Here is an 18,725-nt window from a genome sequence, read left to right as displayed (position 1 = left end):
TCGAAGCCTACAAACCGGAGGTATGCGCCTGTTCAGGGCGCATTTTTTCTTTACCCCATAGACGGGTTAGCCTGGGTAAGGGCGGCCATGCGTCGCTCCCGCTCGTGCACCAGGAGGAACAGCCATGATCTTCAAGTCTAAGCTCCTCAACGAAGACGAAGTGCGCCGGGCCCTTACCCGCATCGCCCACGAGGTGATCGAAAAGAACAAGGGCGTTGACCGACTCTGCTTCGTGGGCATTCACACCCGCGGCATCAGCCTGGCTAAAAGGCTGGTCGATCTGGTCGAGAAGTTTGAGGGCAAGCGGGTGCCAATGGGCATTCTCGACATCACCCTCTACCGCGATGACCTGACCGAGATTGGCCTGCAGCCCAAGGTGCGCGAGACCCGCATTCCCTTCGACCTGGGGGGCAAGGCCGTGGTGCTGGTAGACGACGTGCTCTACACCGGCCGCACCGCACGGGCTGCCCTGGACGCCCTGATCGACCAGGGCCGTCCCAGCCGGATTTACCTGGCCGTGCTGGTAGACCGGGGGCACCGCGAACTGCCCATCCGCGCCGACTTTGTGGGCAAAAACCTCCCTACTTCCAAAAGCGAAGTGGTGAAGGTCAAAACCCTGGAAGACGACGGCGAGGACGCAGTAGAGCTGTGGGAGGTAGAGGCATCGTGAGCGAGACCGCTACCCCAAGCTTTCCTAAACACCTGCTCGATTTCCGGGACTGGAGCCGCCGCCAGGTAGAAAGCCTGCTCGAGACCGCCCAGATGATGCAGGAGGTGCTGGCCCGCCCGGTCAAAAAAGTACCGGCCCTCACAGGCTTTACGGTGGCTACGGTCTTCTTTGAGCCCTCCACCCGCACCCGTATCTCCTTCGAGCTGGCCGCCCGGCGCATGTCGGCCGATGTGGTGAGCTTTTCCGGCACAACCAGCTCCACCGTCAAGGGCGAGACCTACCGGGACACCCTGCGCACCCTGGATCAGATGGGCATCGATGCCTACATCCTTCGCACCGACGCCGCTGGGGTGCCCTACCAGGCCCACAGTTGGCTGCACAAACCGGTCATCAACGCGGGGGACGGCTGGCGGGCCCACCCCACCCAGGCCCTGCTGGATGCTTTTACCCTGAGGGAAAAACTGGGTAGCCTCGAGGGCAAAAAAATCGCCATCGTGGGGGACATCCTGCACTCGCGGGTGGCCCGCTCCAACGCCGAGTTGCTGCCCATGCTGGGCGCAACAGTAGTCGCCTGTGGCCCGGCCCCCCTCCTTCCGGGCAGCCTGCCCGGCGCCACCCTCACCACCAGCCTGCGGGAAGCCCTGTACGAGGCCGATGCGGTGATGGTGCTGCGTTTGCAAAAAGAGCGGATGGAAAAGGGTTTGCCGCCCTCGCTGCCAGAGTATATTGCCGCCTATCAGGTCAACCGGGAACGCCTGGGCTGGGCCAGGCCCGGGGCCCCCCTCCTCCACCCCGGCCCCATGAACCGCGATGTGGAGCTGGAGGGCACCCTGGCCGACTCGCCCCAGAGCCTGGTCGAACGCCAGGTAGCCAACGGGCAGGCTGTGCGGATGGCGGTGCTTTACCACGTGCTGGTGGGAAAAAGTTGATTACAAGGAGCCACATGAAGGGCGATTTTCTTATCAAAAACGCAAAGCTGGTAGACGGACGAGGAGTCCACGGCACAGCCGATGTGCTGATCGGTGAAGGGCGCATTCTTTCGCTCTCGGGGGGTGAGGCCCCAACCGTACTGGACGCGACCGGGATGATCTTGTCGCCGGGGTTTTTTGATCCCCACGCCCATCTGCGCGAACCGGGGCAAGAGGTCAAAGAAGACCTGCAAAGCGGCCTGACCGCGGCGGCTCGAGGCGGGTATACCGATATAGTCTCCATGCCCAACACCACCCCGGTGGTGGATAACGCCGAGATCGTGGCGGCTTTGAAGAAAAAAGCAGCCCAGATCAAGCAGGCCCGGTTGCACCCCGCCGCGGCCCTCACCCAGGGCCAGGAGGGCAAAGTCCTGAGCGAGGCCCATCTGCTACAGGCAGCCGGGGCCGTCATGCTCACCGACGACGGCAAAACCAACGAAGACGCCGGTGTGCTGGCTCAGGGTCTGCTGTATGCGGCTTCCTGGGGCCTGGTGGTCTCGGTGCATGCCGAAGACGCGGGGCTGCGGCGGAACGGGGTCATGAACGAAGGGGAGGTCTCGTTTCGGCTGGGCCTGCCCGGCAACACCAGCTACGCCGAGAGCGCGCGCATTGCCAGAGACTTGGAAGTCGTGCGCTATGTGCGAGATCGGCTGGCTAATAAAGTATCAGCGCGAGGCCTGCTGCACATCCAGCACCTGAGCACAAAACGGGGCCTCGAGCTCATCCGCCAGGCCAAGCAAGAGGGGCTGCCCATCACCACCGAGGTTGGGCCCCACCACCTAACCCTGACCGACGAGGCCCTGAACGGGCTGAATCCCATATACAAAGTAGCCCCGCCCCTGCGCACCCAGAGCGATGTGGAAGCCCTTATCGAAGGACTGCTAGACGGCAGCATCGACTGCATCGGCACCGACCACGCCCCCCACACCCAGGATGAAAAGGAACTCGACCTGTTGCGGGCCCCCTTTGGCATCCCCAGCCTCGAGGTCTGCTGGCCGCTGCTCTACAGCGAGCTGGTGGAAAAGCGAGGCTTCCCCTTGGCTGTGCTGGTGGCCCGCTTCACCGACGGCCCCCGGCGCATTCTGGGTTTTCCCCCGCTGCACCTGGAGGAAGGGGCCGAGGCCAGCCTGGTGCTGTGGGATCCGCGCAGCCAGCGTCCGGTGGAACCCCAGACCTTCGCTTCCAAAGCCAAATTTAGCCCCTGGGCTGGCTGGCAGTTGAAGGGCTGGCCGGTATGCACCCTGGTAGAGGGCCGGAGGGTTTTTGCTTTGGAATAAGCATATCCTCACGAGAATCTGGATTAATGATGCCATGCGCCTGATTACACAACTCTTCTTGCTGGTTTTTTTAGTAGGTTGTAGCAATGCGCCGTTGAGCATATCCATACGAGACTTTGATGTGGATTTTGCCGCGATTCATATGAAATCCTTTTGATTCATTCCCCTAACATCCCCCCGGCCACCAGTGAAATAGGGTGTAGCTCTGGATAAGCGCGGGCTGGGTTTGTAGGTAAGCGCACCGGGCTTCCACCTTGGCCCACAGCTCCTCTTCATCCTGCACCTGCCCATTGGCCACGACCGCGTCAATGAGCCCCCAGACTCGTTCTACCGGCTGCAACTCGGGCGAGTAGGGTGGCAGATAACACAGCCCCAGGCCCTTGGCTGGCTCCACCCGCCCCGAGGTGTGCCAGCCAGCCTGATCCAGCACCACCAGTACCAGCTTGCCCGCCCCCGCCCCCCGTAGCCGGGCAAAGGCCTCCAACACCAACTGGAACCCCTCCACCGAGACCGAGGGCAGCAGCCAGTACTCGCTTTCCCCCGTACCCGGTCTTATGAAGGCGTACACATACAGCCAGCGATAGCGGGGCCGCTCCTGCGCTAGCGGCGTCCTCCCTCGCAAGGCCCATACCCGTCGGCGGATGGGCTTCAGCCCTATTCGGCGCTCATCAAAGCCCCACACCTCCAACTCCAGTTCAGGAAAGAGCAACCTGAACAGGAAAACCATCAGAAAGAGCTTTTTTTGAAAGCCTCCTGCCGCTTCGCATCCGCCTCCCGGTGGCGCGGCCGGGGGCGCAGCGGGGCCAGGCCCAGGCGACGCATCCAGTACCAGGCCCGCCGCCCATCCACCGGACGTCCCAGCCTTTCAGCCAGCCACTCCGCAGCGTTGCGTATGCTCCAAAGCCCGTCCCTGGGATGGGGCTGGAGGAGGGCCTGGCGGAAGCCCTCCTGGAGTTCGGGCGGTACGAGGGGGGCCCGGCCTTTGTTCTCGTGCCGCAGATTCTTCATGGGCAGGCCCTGATTGTAGCGGTGGATTACCTGACGCACCCAGCGATCGGTATAGCCCAGATTCCTGGCTACCTCGGGGATGCTCTGACCCCTGGCCAGCAGCCAGAGAGCGTGCCAGCGGGCGCGTTCGGTGTGGTCTTGGGACTCCCGGTAGAGGGCGTGGAGGTTATCCGGATGGTGTCGCAGTTGGAGTTCCAACCGGGGGCGGCGCTGATGTTGGGCCAGTTGCATGGCTCCATTTTAGTGGAAAGAGTCTTGAAGATTTCTTATCAGACCAACAAAATCACTTTTGTGAAACAGGGCTTCGAGCGACCTCCAGTAAACCTGTCCAGGATTGAGCTCGAGGGCAACCTTACTTATAAAACCGGGGTTTCCTTTAGTTTTTACGCCACCGATACAGAGCCGTGCAGCACCCAAAGCAACGGCGTTTATCTGTGTGACCCCGGCTCGAGCTTTGAGCAAATCGGTACGGCCAGCTTCCAGTCAAGTCCTACACAGGCTCTCCGGCTCTCCGGCAATCGGCTAACCAGCGGCATCAACAGCGGCAACCTTTGGATAGGGGTAAAACTCGAAAATGGCCTCGCCACAGCCGGAACCTTGCAGTTCCGCAACATGGTAGCCAAAGTGGCCCTCGTACCCTGATAGATCGCTGCTATTGAAGCCCTTCGCCCAATCGGACTGCCCACTCCAGCAAAGTCGTCCGGGTAGCGGATGGTGCTGGCCAATGCGGACGGCAGCCTGGTATCAGGCCTGCCCCGCGCCCTGGCCCAGTGTCGTCCAGCCCTGCACCGGATCCCAGGGGTATACAATCCAGGCGTCGGTCTCAGCTGCGTAGTAGTCGGGAGCATCGCCGGGGAACTGGCTTTTTAGGGGCTTGTAGTGCAGAACCGCTACCTGGGGATGCCCTCCTGCCATCTTGATGCGCTCCCGTACTGCTACGGCAGTTTTGCCCGAGTCCCACACATCGTCCACAATTAGAACCCGTTTGCCATAGAGCAGGCTATCCGAGGGAAACTGTAAAAACACTGGGTCTTTGATGGTCTCGCCCACGTCGGTGTAAAACATCACCGCGGCGGTCAGGATGTTACGCTGGTCGGTGGCTTCCGAGACCAGACAGGCCGGAATCATGCCGCCCCGTGTAACTGCCAGGATGCAGTCAAAATCGTTGGGGTTGATCTGGCCCAGCAGCCTGGAGACCAGGTTGGTGATGTCCTGCCAGCTCAGGTATTGTTGACCGGAATAGCCTTGGGCTTCGCTCATAGGAACCTCAGAGGCGAGGAAAGATAAAAGGGGGAAGCAAAGTCAAAACTCTGGGTTTCTCTTTCCCCTTTCCTCGCCTTTACTTTTCTACTGGCTTATCCAGTTCGAAGGCACTGTGCACAGCGCGCAGGGCGGCCTCGGCGGACTGCAAGGGGATGATGGCGGAGATACGCACCTCGCTGGTGGCGATCATGTCGATGTTGGCCCCGACACTCGAGAGGGCCTGGAACATCCGGGCCGGAATGCCGGGGGTCGAGGCCAGGGCCACGCCTACGATGGAAATCTTGCAGATATCCCGGCGTAGCTGGGCCTCACCGCCAATCTCGGCCAGAACGGGCTCGAGGGCCTCCATGGCCTCCTCGGCAAAGTCCTGGTTGACCGTGAAGGCCATCTGGGTACGGCTGGCCTCGTGGCCAGGCACGCCCTGGATAATCATGTCCACCGCCACCCCCTTGCGGGCCAGAGCCTCAAAAACCCGGGCCGCAATGCCGGGCCGGTCAGGGATACCTATCAGGCCAATCTGGGCGATTTCATCGTCGAGGGCTACCCCCGTCACTGGGCGATCAAGTTCCATTCCATCCTCCGTAACAATGGTGCCAGGGTTGTAGGAAAAGCTGCTGCGCACGTGGATTTTGACCCCGTAGCGCTTACCGTAGTAGACCGATCGGGGGTGCAGCACCCGCGCCCCCAGGGCAGCCATCTCCAGCATCTGATCGTAGCCGATGCGGCTCAGTTTCTGGGCCTCGGGAATGGCATGGGGATCAGTGGTATAGACCCCTTCGGTATCGGTAAAAATCTCGCACTCCTGCGCCCCCAGGGCCGCGGCCAGGGCTACGGCGGTGGTATCGGAACCGCCCCGCCCCAAGGTGGTCAGCTCGCCCTCGGGGGTGGTGCCCATGAAACCCGCCACCACCGCCACCTCTCCCCTATCCAGGGCTTGCTGGATGAGGGTGGGCTCCACCCGCAAGATTCGGGCATCGCCGTAGCGCCCGTCGGTGGTGATGCCAATCTGGTGCTGGGTAAAACCCCGCGCGGGGATGCCCATGGCGTGGAGCTGCATCGAAAGCAGGGCCACCGACTGCTGCTCGCCGATGGTGGTGAGCATGTCGAGCTCGCGCTGGGGTGGGCGTTTGTTGACCCGCTTAGCCAGGGCAATCAGTTCGTCGGTCATGCGGCCCATGGCCGAGACCACCACGGCAATCCGATGCCCCTTCTCGAGGTAGTGGTGGATGCGCTGGGCTACCTTTTGAATGCGCTCGAGGTCGCCCACACTGGTTCCGCCATATTTCTGTACGATGAGGGCCATAACTAGCAAAGAATGCTAACATGCCCCATGCCGGTAGCCAATAGTAAAAAGCTTCCCAGTCGGTTTCTGAGAAAGCCTCCGACAAAACACTTCTAAAAGCGGTAAGCTAGGTTACTCCGGGGTGGCTTTACCCCAAGCAAAAGATGGTTTGCGCGGCAAAACCGCAGCAACCCCAAGGATAGGTGCAGATATGGCGAACAAAGCAACCGATAAAACCAGCAAGGAACCCTTCCCAGGCGCTTACTTTGTAGGCCTGATCATCACCCTGGGCTTGTTGATTGTGGTCGTCGCGGTTGGGGCCAGCATGCCGCCGGCGCTCTCGGGCTTTCTGGTGGCCCTGCTGCTGGGCCTGACGGTGAACCCCAAATATGCCCTGGGTTTTCTGAGCGCCGGGGTGCTGGCAGCCCTCCTGGGGTTTGCCGGGCAGGAGCCGCAGGTGGCCTGGGGTGGCCTGGGGCTTATCCTGTCCAGCTTGATTGTCTGGCGCTTTATTAAGTCCTGACGGCTGGAGGGTGGGTTGCGCGGATTTCTGCCACGCCTGCTGGCCCCCGACCGGCTGGCCCGCACCCTTATCTACGCCGGGATCGCCGGTTTTATCTGGTTTTTTTTCCTTCAACCCAGCCCCTTTGGCGCCACCCTTTCCGTAACCACCCTGGTGGGGGCTGGACTGGTGCAGTACGGCAGCGGCAAACCCTTTGTGATCCCCCTGTACGTCTACGTGCTGGCGGCCCTGATCCTGGTACAACTGGCCGGGCTGGCCCTGGGGGTGGGCGGCCAGGTGGGCGCTGCGCTTTTGGGCGGGGCCCTGGGGCTGGGCCTGCCTTATCTGGCTTACCGTTTACAGGAGAAAGCATGAAGGTTGCCCTGGTTCACCTAGCCACCCGCGAGACCCCCGAGGCCACGCTGCAAAAGGCCCTCGAGCTCCTTTCGCAAGCCCACCAGCAAGGGGCAAAGGTAGCCGTACTGCCCGAGCTCTTCCCCAGCGGCTACCGCTTCGCCGATGCTGCCTTTACCCCCAGCGTGCTGGCCCGGCTCGAGCGGTTCTGCGCCCAGACCGGCCTGACCCTGGTAGCAGGGGTGCTCGAGCAGGCCGGCGAGCGCCACGCCAACCGGGCCAGGGTGGTGGGGCCGACCGGGGTGCTGGCAACCTACACCAAAACCCACCTAATTCCGGCTTTTGGCGAGCCCGAGACCATGATTCCGGGGCAGAACTTGGTTACGCTCGAGCTGGAGGGCTTTAAGGTGGGCATCGCCATCTGCTTCGACCTGCGCTTCCCCGAGCTTTTCCGGGCCTATGCGTTGCAGGGCGTCAACCTGTTCCTGATCCCCTCGGCCTGGCCCAAGAGCCGCGGCTACGCCTGGGAGCTTTTCTGCAAGTCCCGCGCCGCCGAAAACCAGGCCTACCTGGTGGCCGTCAACCACGCCGAAGACCCCTTCGGCGCGCCCAGCCTGGCCGTAGACCCCCTGGGACAGGAGCTGCTGCGGGTCGAATCCGAGGGCCTTGGGCTGGTCGAGCTAGACCCAGCCTTCCCGGCCCGGCTGCGCCAGGAGTTTCCGGTCTTTCCCCAGCGCCGACCCGAGCTGTATCAGGGCCTTCTGAACAGCCCCACCAGCAAATAAACCACCGCCCCCAGCATCAGGCCCTCGCCCCAGGCCGGGAGGTAGGGCCAGAGCATTGGCAGCTCGAAGCGCCCCACAAAAAGCAGCGGCCAGGGCAGCAGGGCCCAGGCCAGCCCGTACTGCCGGTAGCCCACCGCCAGCAAAAAGGCCAGCCCCACCCCCCGCAGGTAAAAGAGCCAGCCCTGCCCCAGCTCGTTTTGGTAGATAAACCACAGCAGGTTGAGCCAGACCCCCACCACCCCCCAGGCCCAACCGAACCGGCGCACCAGTGCCAATGCCAGCAAGAACAATCCTAGCCCAACAACAAAATCCAGCATTGCGCTTCATTCTATCGTGCTTATCCCTTTTGCCCCTGCTGTTCTGTTCGCGAGCTCGCTTGTTTTTATGGTCGAGGGTATGCAAAAACCCCGCCTTCCGGCGGGGCCTGTATGGGGTGTGGTTTCTTATAGGCATTCCGGCAGTATCGTTCACTTTTGAAAGTCTAAACGATGCTGCCGAAATGCTTTTCTACTGCCTTCGGCCGGCTTGCATCCTTCACCTTTGACTACGCATGGCGGTGAAGGATTCAAGCGGAAACGGTTTTACAGCCCAGCCCCCTTCTCGATATGCGCTGAGACGATGCCCTGCTCCTCGGCATCGCGGGCCAGAATGGCGGCCTTGATGCGCTTGAGTGTGGTCACTTCTTCCAGGGCGCGCTGGTCGAGGGTGTCGGTGATGAACTTGATCTGCTCGTTGATCTCGGGAATGGAGATCTGCTCCAGGGCGTTCACCCGGCGGTTGGTTTTCTTGATCTCCTCACCGATTTTGCGCAGGCGGTTCTCGGTGTTGGCCACCGCGATAATGGCCTCGGTCAGGCGGCGGAAGGCCGTGGCGGCCTCGAGGGTCTTGGCACCCACCCCGATGGGGCTGAAGGACAGCCCACCCGCGGCATCGGGAGCCGAAATCTTGGGAACCTTAACCCCATAGAGGCTTTCAATCTCCATGTGCACCTGCAAAGGGGTGCTCGAGAGCGACTCCACCGCCTCGGGGGTGTCGAAGGCCTTGGCGATCAGCAGGCTGAAATAGGCGTCCTTGGCCGCGTTGTTGAGGGCCTCGCGGGCTTTGAGCGAGTCCTGCACCAGGGCAAAAAACTCACCAATCAGGGCATCCCGCTTGTTTTTTAGCAGTTCAACCCCCTGCAAAGCCAGCCGCTTCTGTTCACGCTTGGCCAGCAGGGTTGAGCGTGTCGGTGAGACTTGTTCAGCCATAGTTAACCCCTAAAAGGCGTGGAAAGAGGAAAGCAGAACGAGAAAAGTGAGGTCAAAAACATATGGTTCTCCTCTCCCTTTCCACTCTTCTCTTTCCTCACCTTTCATGCTTTACGCCCCCACCAGCTCTTCCAGCTTGCCGGTCTTCTGGTGGTACTGCTCGATGTATTCGCGGCGGATGCGCTTGAGCTCGGAGGGCGGGAAGTCCGCAAGCAGGGCCCAGCCAATGTTGAGGCTCTCTTCAATGGAACGCTCCTTCTGGCCCTGGTTGATGAACTTCTTCTCAAAGTTGTCAGCAAAGCGCAGGTACTTCTTGTCCATCTCGGTCAGGGCGTCCTCACCGGTGATAGCCACCAGACGGCGCAGGTTCACCCCACGGGCGTAGGAGCTGAAGAGCTGGTCGGCCAATTCCTTGTGGTCGGCGCGGGTCTTGCCCTTGCCAATCCCGTTGTTCATCAGACGCGAGAGCGAGGGCTGCACGTTGATGGGCGGGAAGATGCCCTGCTGGGCCAGGTCGCGGGCGATGAAGATCTGGCCCTCGGTGATGTAGCCGGTGAGGTCGGGGATGGGGTGGGTGATGTCGTCACCGGGCATCGAAAGGATGGGAATCTGGGTAACCGAGCCCTTCTTGCCGTGCACCACGCCGGCGCGCTCGTAGAGCGAGGCCAGGTCGGTGTACATGTAGCCGGGGTAGCCGCGGCGGCCCGGAATCTCCTCGCGGGCCCCACCGATCTCACGCAGGGCCTCGCAGTAGTTGGTCAGGTCGGTGAGGATGACCAGCACGTGGTAGTCGTGCTCAAAGGCCAGGTACTCGGCAGCGGTCAGGGCCATGCGGGGCGTCAGCAGACGCTCCACGGTGGGGTCGTCGGCCTTGTTCAGGAACAGCACCGAGCGGGAGAGAGCCCCGGTGCGCTCGAACTCCTGCATGAAGTAGCTCACCTCGCGCTGGGTAATCCCCATCGCCGCGAACACCACCGCAAAGCCTTCGCCCTCGCCTAACACCTTGGCCTGGCGGGCGATCTGGGCGGCCAGCTCGTTGTGGGGCAGACCCGAGCCCGAGAAGATGGGCAGCTTCTGGCCGCGCACCAGGGTCATGTTGACATCGATGGCGCTGATGCCAGTCTGGATGAACTCCTCCGGCTTCTCGCGGGCCACCGGGTTGATGGGGGCCCCGTTGATGGGCAGGCGCTTGTCGGCCACCACCGGGGGCAGGCCGTCGATGGGCTTACCAATCCCGTTGAAGGCCCGGCCCACCATCTCCTTGGAGACGCCCAGGCGGGCCACGTCTTCTACCAGCGAGACGGTGGTGCGCTCGAGGTTCAGCCCCGAGGTCTCCTCGAAAACCTGTAAAACCGTGTACTGGTCAGAGACTTCAATCACCTGACCGCCGCGGATGCGGCCGGTGCCGTCGTCAATGTTCACAATGGCGCCGTAGGCCAGATCGGCGGCCCCCTCCAGGAACAAAAGCGGGCCGGAGACGTAAGTTACGGCGTTGTATTCTTTCTTGAGCATCAAAACCTCCTTACGCCTTGACCGCACCCAGGAAAGCGGTCTTGATCATCTGGTCGAACTCGGCCTTGTAGGCGGGGAACTCGGCCTCGGGCACGTAGCGGGCCCGCCCGATTTTCTCGATCACCGGGTCGTTCAGGAAGTCCGAGATGGTCGCCCCTTTGGCCAGGGCCAGCTCGCCCTGCTTGTAGGCCGCAATGATCATCTGCATGATGCCATAGGCCTTGGCCATCGAGCAGCTCGCGTCTACCGGGTCGTAGCCGTTTTGCTGGAGGAAGTCTTCGCGGGCGATACGGCCAATTTCCAGGGCCAGCCGCTCGGCGTCCTGCAAGGCGTCGGGGCCTACGAGCTGCACCACCTGTTGCAGTTCAGCCTCGCGCTGCAGCAGGGTGATGATCTGGGTGCGCACCTCGGGGTAGTCCGGGGCCACGTTCTCGCGGTACCAGGGCTCGAGGATGTTGAGGAACAAGGAGTACGAACGGGCCCAGTTGATGGCCGGGAAGTGGCGGGCTCGAGCCAACTGGGCATCCAGGGCCCAGAAACCGCCGGTAATGCGCAGGGTGGACTGGGTGACGGGCTCGGAGAAGTCGCCGCCTGCCGGCGAGACCGCCCCGATCACCGAGACCGCGCCCTGCTCACCGGCCAGGGTGATCACCTTGCCGGCCCGCTCGTAGAAGCTGGACAGGCGCGAGGCCAGGTAGGGCGGGTAGCCTTCTTCAGCGGGCATCTCCTCCAGGCGCGAGGCGATCTCGCGCAGCGCCTCGGCCCAGCGGCTGGTGGAGTCGGCCATCAGCGAGACCTTGTAGCCCTGGTCGCGGAAGTACTCGGCCAGGGTGATGCCGGTGTAGAGGCTGGCCTCGCGGGCTGCCACCGGCATGTTGGAGGTGTTGGCCACCAGGATGGTGCGCTCCATCAGGGGGCGACCGGTCTGAGGGTCTTCCAGCTCAGGGAACTCCACCAGTACGTCGGTCATCTCGTTACCGCGCTCGCCGCAGCCCACATACACCACGATGTTGGCATCGCCGAACTTGGCGATGGACTGCTGGGTAACGGTCTTACCCGAGCCGAAGGGGCCGGGGATGGCCGCCGTACCCCCCGCGGCCAGCGGGAAGAGCACGTCCAGGATGCGCATCCCGGTCAGAAAGGGCTGGTTGGGGTCGAGCTTGCGGGTGAAGGGACGCGGCTTACGCACCGGCCAGTAGTGGGCCAGGCGCAGCTTGGTGCCGTCCTCCAACTCGGCGATGGTGTCGTCTATGGTGTACTGTCCCGCACCCACAATGCTTTTGATTCTTCCGCCTTTATCGGGTGGAACCAGAATCTTGTGGGTGAAGCTGTACTCGGGCACGGTGCCCAGGATGTCGCCCCCTTTGACCTCGTCCCCCACCTTTTTCAGGGGGGTAAAGTCCCACTTGCGGGTGCGATCCAGCGACGAAACCTCGATACCCCGGCTGATGAAGATGCCCGATACCGCCTGGATCTTGTCCAGCGGACGCAAAATCCCGTCGAAGATGCCGTTCAAAAGGCCGGGGCCAAGCTCGAGGGCCAGGGGCAGGCCGGTGGTCACCACCGGCTCGCCCACCTTGAGGCCGTTGGTGTCTTCGTAAACCTGAATAAAGCAGGTGTTGCCGTCCAGGCGGATGATCTCACCTACCAGCTTTTCGTTACCGACGCGCACGATGTCGTACATCTTGGCGCCTTGCAGGTTCTCGGCGATCACCGCCGGCCCTGCGATTTTCTTGATGGTTCCCATGTATCCTCCTTTGTCGGATGCGCAGAAGCGTTTGCCAGAAGCCTGACCCAACGATCCCGCGCTATGGGCTCATAGCTTGATATCAAACCCGATGGTCTCACGCACCAGCCGGCGCATGTAGTCCTTGGCATCGCCCCCGCCGCTGAAGGTATCGAGCAGGTTGGGCAGCGAAAGCAACACCGGTGCGCTGCGCCCCCGCATGGCCCGCTCGGCGGCTTTGCTGGGATCTGGAAGGAGGCGTTGATCCACCGCTACCAGCGCGTACTGGTTGGACTGAATCATCTCAACCAGCCGGAGGGCCGCTTCCTCGGGGGTCGCAACCACGGCCTCGAGACCGGCCATACGGTAGCCGGAGGCCGTTTCAGCATCGGTCAGCACACCAATTTTCATGCGACCTCCTTCGCCACCACATCGGCTGGCAGGTTGTAGTAAGCCCGCCGGGCCAGGAGGCGGATGCGCGCGCCCTCCCACAGCTTTCGCTGGATGTAGTCGAGCACCAATCCACCCCCCAGGCTATCGGTGGCACCCGTGCTGGCTTTGGCGAGCAGAACCCTCCGGCAGATGCGCTCGAGTTCTCCCAGGGTGCGCACCCCCACCACAGGCGCCAGCGGGGTACCATTCAGCACTTCCAGGGCTGCCAGATCCCCCGCTGCAATCCGACCAAAAACCGCCCGGCTCAGGTGCTTACCACCTGGCACAAAGTAATTGTCCAGGTTGAGGTTGACCACGCCCAGGGCCTGCAGCTTGAAAGCGGTGGACAGGTTGGTGATGTCCGCTTCTAAAGCGTAGAAGGCAGCAATAAAGTTCTGGCGCAGCCTCTTGGCCTTTTTGAAAGTGGCAGCAAAAAACTCGCGATCCAGCGCAACCTCGAGGGCCAGCGGTTCGGGGTTGCCGATCAGGGCATTGCGCAGCGCTTTAGCCAAAGGATGTCCGGGAAGCTGCAACACCTGGGCCATGCTGGCCGCATCGGGCGCCTGCAACATAGCGTTAAGGATGGGTTCCTTGAGGGTTCCCCCTACCAGCCCAGCCTTGATCTCCTCCGGGGCCTTGCCGCTCTGCTTACCGCGCAGAATGGCCTTGAGGTTGATCAGATCAGCCCGCAGCAGAGGCAGACTCACCAGCTCGCGCATCTCGCCCGATACCAGGGTTGGCAGATCGCCTACCGTGCGGGCGAGGTGGTTGGAAACTGCCCGATCCACATCGTCCAGGGTATCGCCCAGCAAGTCGGGGCTGTAAACCGTCTCCGACAACAGACGTACGAATTCGGGGAATGGTCGGCCCAAGGCTTGCTGAAAAAAAGACTCCGGAACCATCTGGCTTCGCCTCGAGCGCACCCGGGCGTTGAGATAGGCAAAGGCGTTACGGGTCAACACACTACCCCCAAATAGCCTTGGCCGCCCTGGCGGAAAGCGCGTCCCAGGCCCGCTCGAGGCGCTCGGTTAGTGCGTTTTGCACGTACGACCGCCCACCCTGGGCCACCAGACGCACGCCATCCCGAATGGTGGGGTCGGCCTTGAGCTCAAGGCCCTTGGCCTTGGCCCAGTCGGCCAGCAAGGTGGTATGGGCCGGATTGACCACCACCGCCTCGGCCTGCCCCAGCTCGGCCAGCGCCTCTTCAGCCAGCTTTTGGAGCGTATCGGCGAAGCCCGGCTGCGTGGTCAGGTTTTGCAGGGCCTGCAGCGCTTCAGCTTTAACCTGATCCACCACCCGCCCCTTGGCCGCAATTCGGGCCTGGTTGACCAGCAGCTCCGCCGCGCTCTCGGCCCGGCGCAAAGCTGCGGCGTGTTCGGCCTCGAGCTGGCGTTCTTTGCTGGCCTTGAGGGCCTCGGCCTGCTGCGCAGCCTGGCTCAGAATCGACTGAACCTTCGCCTCGGCTTCGGCAGCGATGGCGCTGATCTCGGCGGCCACTTCACTTTGCAGAATGTCCTCGAGTTTTGACATTGGGCTCCTCTATAAGCTTCTTGCAGATAGCCAATGGCGGATATACCACTGGCTATCTGGCATCGCGCTAGTTGATGAGGAACGAGAAGGCCAGGCCGAAAATAGCCAGCGTTTCGGGAATGAGGAAGAAGATCAGAGCCGTACCGAAGTTGCGGCGATCCTCGGCCACCGCACCCACAGCCGCTGCACCGATCGCGCTCTGGGCCATACCCGTACCCAGCAGACCCAGGCCGATAGCCAGCCCCTTGCCAATGGCAGCGAACGAAGCGCCGGTTGCCGCGCCTTCTTCAGCAGCAAAGGCCACCGTAGCCAGGATAACGATAGCGACGATCAACAGAGTCTTGGTAAGCTTGAGGTTCTTCATACTGATTCTCTCCTTCACTGATTTCACGCGCTACAGCACGTTAGTGAACTAGACTTTGTATCCTTTTGCGACGAAAGGGCACCCCTACATCATAAGGGTGCACCCAAGCATTTTAATCTGACCTAACCGAGCGAAAGGGCCTGTAGGGCCTCCCGGTTTCCTCGAAGAAACCAAAGTTGGTGGAAAACTCGATCCACAAGAGACGGATGGGCTGAATCACGTGGCCTAGGGTGGTGATAACGATAATCGCCAGAATCAGGATCAAACCAACCAAAAAGCCCAGTATCCCGCCAATAAAGCCAAAACGCTCCGCCAGGCCAAAACCCACCTGGTTGGCCAGGCTGGCCAGCACACCCCCCGCCACCCCTACGGCGTACAAACGAATGTAGCTAAGGATCTGCCCACCTTTACCCGGCAGCTCAGCAATCATCAGCACTTCGCGCGAGAGGGCTACACCGACGAAAAATAAGATGATGCCCACCCCAAAGATGAGGTTGAGGAAGGGGATATTGGCCTGGGTCAGGAAGTTGTAGGCAAAGGCCACCAGACCCACTAGACCCGAGAAGTAGCCAAAGCCTTCCCAGAAATGTTTCATGTGCCCATGTTTGAGGCCCAGGCGCATCCGCAGGAAGAAGGCGTAAAGAACCTGAAACACCCCAAACAGGATAGCAAAGACCATCAGCCCATTGGCTGTTTGGGCAAAATCCAGGCGGTTGATGATGATGGGAATTAGCCCGTAGTAGTTGTCGGGATCATAACTGGGGCCGGTTGGATAAAACACCCGCCAGCCGTCTTTGAGACCAAAAATGCCCGGCAGCCGCAACTTCTCCAGGAAGGTGCCAAAAAACTCCCCGTACAACACCCCCCAGAAGATTGCCCAGCCCGCCATCCATTTGCCAATGGTGGCTAGTTTGCCCAGCACATCGGGCCCGAAGGCAGCCCCCAGAAAATCGATGCGCAGGGTCTCCCCTCGACGGGACTTCCCGGCCAGCCATAGGGCGGCCAGCAAGAACAGCAGCCCAATTCCGATATCACCCACCACAATCCCGAAGAAAAGTGGGAAGAAGATGGCAATCATCACGGTGGGGTCGTGGCTGCCATAAGCTGGGGTGTTGAGAAAACCATGCAAGAGCTCGAAGGGTTTAGCCCAGGCCGGGTTCTCCAGGGTCACCGGCACCTGGTGGCCCTCGTGGTGCTCATCTACTGGCTCGAAGGTGTAGACGATCTGGTCGCGCAGGCGGCCCAGGGCTTCTTCCACCTTTCCCTTGGCCTTTTGGGGCACCCAGCCCATCAGGGCGGCCCCATACTTTCCAGCGGCCATATCGGCAACGGCTTTGTAACGGGCCACCTCGTCTTTGGCCCGAGTCCACAGGGCTATGAGGGCTTCCCCAGACTCCCGCGAAAGCCTGGCGACCTCCTCGCGGATACCCACCAGCTCTTCGGGGGCCAGCTTGGCCCGTTCCTTCATGCGGGCCGCCGCCTTCCCGAGGGACATGGCACCGTAAGCGCCTGGGAAACGCAGCTCGGCCAGACCCAGACGGGAAAGGCTCGAGCGCGCCGCCTCGAGCTCGCCACGCTTGACCACCACCACAGCGGCCACCTGGGTCTCCAGGGGCTCGGCCTCGAGCACGAAACGGTCGGCCAGGGCCTCCTGCAGGGCCTTACGAACGGCCTCGAGTTCCTCCGGCTTGGCTACCAGGAAGGGAATTACCCCCAGGCGGGGGCTCTCGTCCAGGCCCTGGGCCAGCGCGGCCAGCTTCTCGGCGGCCTTGCCAAACAGCTCGATGGTCTGGATTTCTTCCTCCAGGGCCGCCCGCTCCTTGCCCAGCACCTCGGCCCGGCTGGCTACCGGGCGCAGGATGGTCTCGGCCTCCTCGAGGGAGCCCGTAAACGGTTTATTGCTGGGAACCGCCGCCAGACCAACCACCGTCAGCGACTGCTCGGCCTGCGATACCACTGCCTCCCAGCGCTTGAGCTCGGCCTCCTCGGTTGGGGATAGCCGGTATTCGCCCAGTTCGTCTGGGCGCAGGGGGTCAATGTGTACCACCCCAGCCTTTTGCAGCTCAGCCAAAAGCTCCCGGGCCAGCCGTTTGGGGCCGGCCACAATCAGCTTCTCCATGGGAGCGATCAAGGCAGTACCTCCTTAAGCACCGCCTGAACCGCCTCGGCCACCTTTGAAGTTGCCGCCTCGCTGATGGCCTTGGCTTCTGCCTCGGCCTTGGCCTTGGCTTCGCTTTCAATTTTGGCCACCGCCTCAGCGGTGCGGGCGCGAAACTGCGCTTCCAAGTCCCGCACGGCCTGCTCCGCTTCTGCCGCTATCTGGGCAGCCTTGGCCTCGGCCTCCTGGACTTTAGCCGCAGCAGCCCGCCTGGCCTCTTCAAGCTGTCTTACCAGGGCCTGCTCGCGCTCCGCAAGGCTTTTTATGAGTCCTGATCCAGCCACGTTCCCTCCTTTCCTATCACCATCGTATTGGGTCTGCACAGCGGAAAAGTGAGCAAGTGAAAACTTGCTCAAAGTGAACCCTCAGAATCATAGCGATTACTCAGGATTCATGTCAACGCGAGATAGCATACAACAAAGGGGTGTCTCCCGGCTTTGAAATTAGGCACACATTTCTTGGGGAATGCTAGACTCTCGAGGTGCGTGTTCGCGTTTCGTCTAAAGGGGCCACCCGGCTCCTCGCCCATCACCCCTGGGTCTACCGCAGCGATGTGCTGGAAGGCCCCGATCAGCCCGGCCTTTATCCGGTTGTGTCTTCCAGAGGGGTAATGGGGCTGGCTTTGTACAACCCCAACTCTGAAATCAGCGTACGGGTCTTTAGCTTCAAGGACGCAGGTCGGCCCCAGGAAGTTTTGCTCGAGAACCTGCGCCAAGCCCTTCGCCGGCGCAAAGAAGCCATTGCCCAAGAACCCCAGGGGGCCTTCCGGCTGGTACACGCCGAAGGTGACCTGGTGCCGGCCCTGATACTCGACTATTACGCGGGTCACGGCGTGATGCAGGTGGGCTCGGCGGCCCTGGAGCCCCTCACCCCAGAGCTGGTACAGGTCATTCGGGCCGAAATCCCCCTCCAAAGTCTGCTGGCTAAGAACGAACAGAAAACCCGCAGCCTCGAGGGCCTCCCGCTCGAGGTCAAACCCCTGCTGGGCCCTGTGCCCGACACGGTGATGGTGCGAGAAGGCAGCATTGTGTACCGCGTTGACCTGATGGGGGGCCAGAAAACCGGGGCCTTTATTGACCAGCGCGACAACCGCATCCGGTTGCAGGCCTACAGGGGCGAAACCGCCCTGGACGTGTTCAGCTACCACGGCTCCTTTGCCCTGCACCTGGCCCGCAATTTCAAACAGGTCACGGCAGTGGACAGCTCAGCTGCCGCCCTGCAGAGGGCCGGGGAAAATGCCCAGGCCAACGGCCTATCCAACATCACCTTCCGCGAGGCCAACGCATTTGAGTTCTTGCGTGAGGAAGAGCGGCGCAAAGCCCAGTACGACCTGATTGTGCTCGACCCTCCGGCCTTTGCCAAGGGCCGGCGCGACATAGAGCGGGCCTATGCCGCTTACAAAGAGATTAACCTGCGGGCCATGAAGCTGTTACCCAGCGGGGGCCTTCTGGCCACCGCCTCCTGCAGCCATCACCTGAGCGAACCCCTGTTTTATCAGATGCTCGCCGAGGCCGCCAGCGATGCCCACCGCACCGTGCGGGTGGTGGAAAAGCGCGGCCAGGGCTGGGATCATCCGGTGCTGCTGAACGTGCCCGAGACGCAGTACTTGAAGTTTGCCCTCCTGGAAATTCTCTAGACCGGCCGGGG

At 61.8% G+C, this 18,725-nt stretch carries 22 protein-coding genes; 8 read left to right on the top strand and 14 right to left on the bottom strand.

From position 1 onward, the window contains the following. The first annotated feature begins 124 nt into the window (after positions 1–124). Genes pyrR through Q0X18_RS03255 form a run of 3 tightly spaced genes read left to right on the top strand, consistent with a single transcriptional unit; the run spans position 125 to position 2,915 of the window. A complete protein-coding gene (gene pyrR / locus Q0X18_RS03265) occupies positions 125–670 on the top strand; it encodes a bifunctional pyr operon transcriptional regulator/uracil phosphoribosyltransferase PyrR (protein WP_297558462.1) in 546 nt (181 codons plus the stop codon). After that, positions 667–1,599: an aspartate carbamoyltransferase catalytic subunit gene (locus Q0X18_RS03260; protein ID WP_374707498.1), complete on the top strand. Its 933-nt coding sequence runs from the start codon at positions 667–669 to the stop codon at positions 1,597–1,599. Before pyrR ends, Q0X18_RS03260 begins: the two co-directional genes overlap by 4 nt. 14 nt (positions 1,600–1,613) lie before the next feature. Next, a complete protein-coding gene (locus tag Q0X18_RS03255) occupies positions 1,614–2,915 on the top strand; it encodes a dihydroorotase (RefSeq protein WP_297558453.1) in 1,302 nt (433 codons plus the stop codon). Positions 2,916–3,081: 166 nt separating this feature from the next. Here Q0X18_RS03255 and Q0X18_RS03250 read toward each other — a convergent pair whose 3' ends face one another. Next, positions 3,082–3,642, bottom strand: coding sequence for an IS630 family transposase (locus tag Q0X18_RS03250; protein ID WP_297557198.1), 561 nt, complete (start codon positions 3,640–3,642; stop codon positions 3,082–3,084). Beyond that, positions 3,642–4,154 carry a winged helix-turn-helix domain-containing protein gene (locus Q0X18_RS03245; RefSeq protein ID WP_119361502.1) on the bottom strand — a complete coding sequence of 171 codons (513 nt, stop codon included), beginning with the start codon at positions 4,152–4,154 and terminating at the stop codon, positions 3,642–3,644. The genes Q0X18_RS03250 and Q0X18_RS03245 overlap by 1 nt, the downstream gene beginning before the upstream one ends. A gap of 24 nt (positions 4,155–4,178) precedes the next feature. Here Q0X18_RS03245 and Q0X18_RS03240 point away from each other — a divergent pair, with 24 nt between their 5' ends. Next, positions 4,179–4,565 carry a hypothetical protein gene (locus Q0X18_RS03240; RefSeq protein WP_297558443.1) on the top strand — a complete coding sequence of 129 codons (387 nt, stop codon included), beginning with the start codon at positions 4,179–4,181 and terminating at the stop codon, positions 4,563–4,565. A gap of 102 nt (positions 4,566–4,667) precedes the next feature. Here the strand turns inward: Q0X18_RS03240 and Q0X18_RS03235 are convergent, their stop codons facing one another. After that, positions 4,668–5,183 carry a phosphoribosyltransferase gene (locus Q0X18_RS03235; RefSeq protein WP_297558442.1) on the bottom strand — a complete coding sequence of 172 codons (516 nt, stop codon included), beginning with the start codon at positions 5,181–5,183 and terminating at the stop codon, positions 4,668–4,670. A 79-nt stretch (positions 5,184–5,262) separates the two neighbouring features. Beyond that, on the bottom strand, positions 5,263–6,489 hold the full coding sequence (locus Q0X18_RS03230; RefSeq protein ID WP_297558441.1) for an aspartate kinase: 1,227 nt from the start codon (positions 6,487–6,489) through the stop codon (positions 5,263–5,265). Between the two features lie 190 nt (positions 6,490–6,679). Between Q0X18_RS03230 and Q0X18_RS03225 the strand changes: the two genes are divergently transcribed. Genes Q0X18_RS03225 through Q0X18_RS03215 form a run of 3 tightly spaced genes read left to right on the top strand, consistent with a single transcriptional unit; the run spans position 6,680 to position 8,109 of the window. Next, a complete protein-coding gene (locus Q0X18_RS03225; RefSeq protein WP_297558440.1) occupies positions 6,680–6,991 on the top strand; it encodes a hypothetical protein in 312 nt (103 codons plus the stop codon). 15 nt (positions 6,992–7,006) lie between these two features. After that, positions 7,007–7,345 carry a hypothetical protein gene (locus Q0X18_RS03220; RefSeq protein WP_297558439.1) on the top strand — a complete coding sequence of 113 codons (339 nt, stop codon included), beginning with the start codon at positions 7,007–7,009 and terminating at the stop codon, positions 7,343–7,345. Then, positions 7,342–8,109, top strand: coding sequence for a carbon-nitrogen hydrolase family protein (locus Q0X18_RS03215; RefSeq protein ID WP_297558438.1), 768 nt, complete (start codon positions 7,342–7,344; stop codon positions 8,107–8,109). The genes Q0X18_RS03220 and Q0X18_RS03215 overlap by 4 nt, the downstream gene beginning before the upstream one ends. On the opposite strand, the gene Q0X18_RS03210 is transcribed toward Q0X18_RS03215, so the two are convergent. From Q0X18_RS03210 to Q0X18_RS03165, 10 genes are all read right to left on the bottom strand, one after another. Beyond that, positions 8,076–8,426, bottom strand: a complete 351-nt coding sequence (locus Q0X18_RS03210) for a hypothetical protein (RefSeq protein WP_297558434.1) — start codon at positions 8,424–8,426, stop codon at positions 8,076–8,078. The two genes, Q0X18_RS03215 and Q0X18_RS03210, sit on opposite strands and share 34 nt — an antisense overlap. A gap of 264 nt (positions 8,427–8,690) precedes the next feature. Continuing rightward, positions 8,691–9,356 (bottom strand): V-type ATP synthase subunit D, encoded by a 666-nt coding sequence (locus Q0X18_RS03205; protein WP_297558432.1) that lies wholly within the window; start codon positions 9,354–9,356, stop codon positions 8,691–8,693. A 111-nt stretch (positions 9,357–9,467) separates the two neighbouring features. Beyond that, positions 9,468–10,868 (bottom strand): V-type ATP synthase subunit B, encoded by a 1,401-nt coding sequence (locus Q0X18_RS03200; RefSeq protein WP_297558430.1) that lies wholly within the window; start codon positions 10,866–10,868, stop codon positions 9,468–9,470. Positions 10,869–10,878: 10 nt separating this feature from the next. After that, positions 10,879–12,615, bottom strand: a complete 1,737-nt coding sequence (locus Q0X18_RS03195) for a V-type ATP synthase subunit A (RefSeq protein WP_297558423.1) — start codon at positions 12,613–12,615, stop codon at positions 10,879–10,881. Positions 12,616–12,684: 69 nt separating this feature from the next. Beyond that, the gene (locus Q0X18_RS03190) at positions 12,685–13,005 is read right to left on the bottom strand and encodes a V-type ATP synthase subunit F (protein WP_297558421.1); all 321 of its coding nucleotides are present in this window, start codon (positions 13,003–13,005) and stop codon (positions 12,685–12,687) included. Beyond that, complete coding sequence (locus tag Q0X18_RS03185; protein ID WP_297558419.1) at positions 13,002–13,988, bottom strand: V-type ATPase subunit; 987 nt, start codon at positions 13,986–13,988, stop codon at positions 13,002–13,004. Before Q0X18_RS03185 ends, Q0X18_RS03190 begins: the two co-directional genes overlap by 4 nt. 1 nt (position 13,989) lies before the next feature. Continuing rightward, positions 13,990–14,556 (bottom strand): V-type ATP synthase subunit E, encoded by a 567-nt coding sequence (locus Q0X18_RS03180; RefSeq protein ID WP_297558417.1) that lies wholly within the window; start codon positions 14,554–14,556, stop codon positions 13,990–13,992. Positions 14,557–14,623: 67 nt separating this feature from the next. Further along, positions 14,624–14,920: a F0F1 ATP synthase subunit C gene (locus tag Q0X18_RS03175; protein ID WP_013013241.1), complete on the bottom strand. Its 297-nt coding sequence runs from the start codon at positions 14,918–14,920 to the stop codon at positions 14,624–14,626. Positions 14,921–15,032: 112 nt separating this feature from the next. After that, positions 15,033–17,039, bottom strand: coding sequence for a V-type ATP synthase subunit I (locus Q0X18_RS03170; RefSeq protein ID WP_297562947.1), 2,007 nt, complete (start codon positions 17,037–17,039; stop codon positions 15,033–15,035). A gap of 8 nt (positions 17,040–17,047) precedes the next feature. Beyond that, the gene (locus tag Q0X18_RS03165) at positions 17,048–17,362 is read right to left on the bottom strand and encodes a V-type ATPase subunit subunit G family protein (protein ID WP_297558412.1); all 315 of its coding nucleotides are present in this window, start codon (positions 17,360–17,362) and stop codon (positions 17,048–17,050) included. A 197-nt stretch (positions 17,363–17,559) separates the two neighbouring features. On the opposite strand from Q0X18_RS03165, the gene Q0X18_RS03160 reads away from it, so the two are divergent. Then, entirely contained in the window at positions 17,560–18,714 is a 1,155-nt protein-coding gene (locus Q0X18_RS03160) for a class I SAM-dependent rRNA methyltransferase (protein WP_297558409.1), read from the top strand. Positions 18,715–18,725 lie beyond the last annotated feature (11 nt).

The sequence above is a fragment of the Meiothermus sp. genome, from assembly GCF_026004075.1.
Lineage (GTDB): Bacteria > Deinococcota > Deinococci > Deinococcales > Thermaceae > Meiothermus.
Note: the sequence above shows the minus strand (reverse complement) of the source record. Positions and strands in the feature narration are given on the sequence as shown.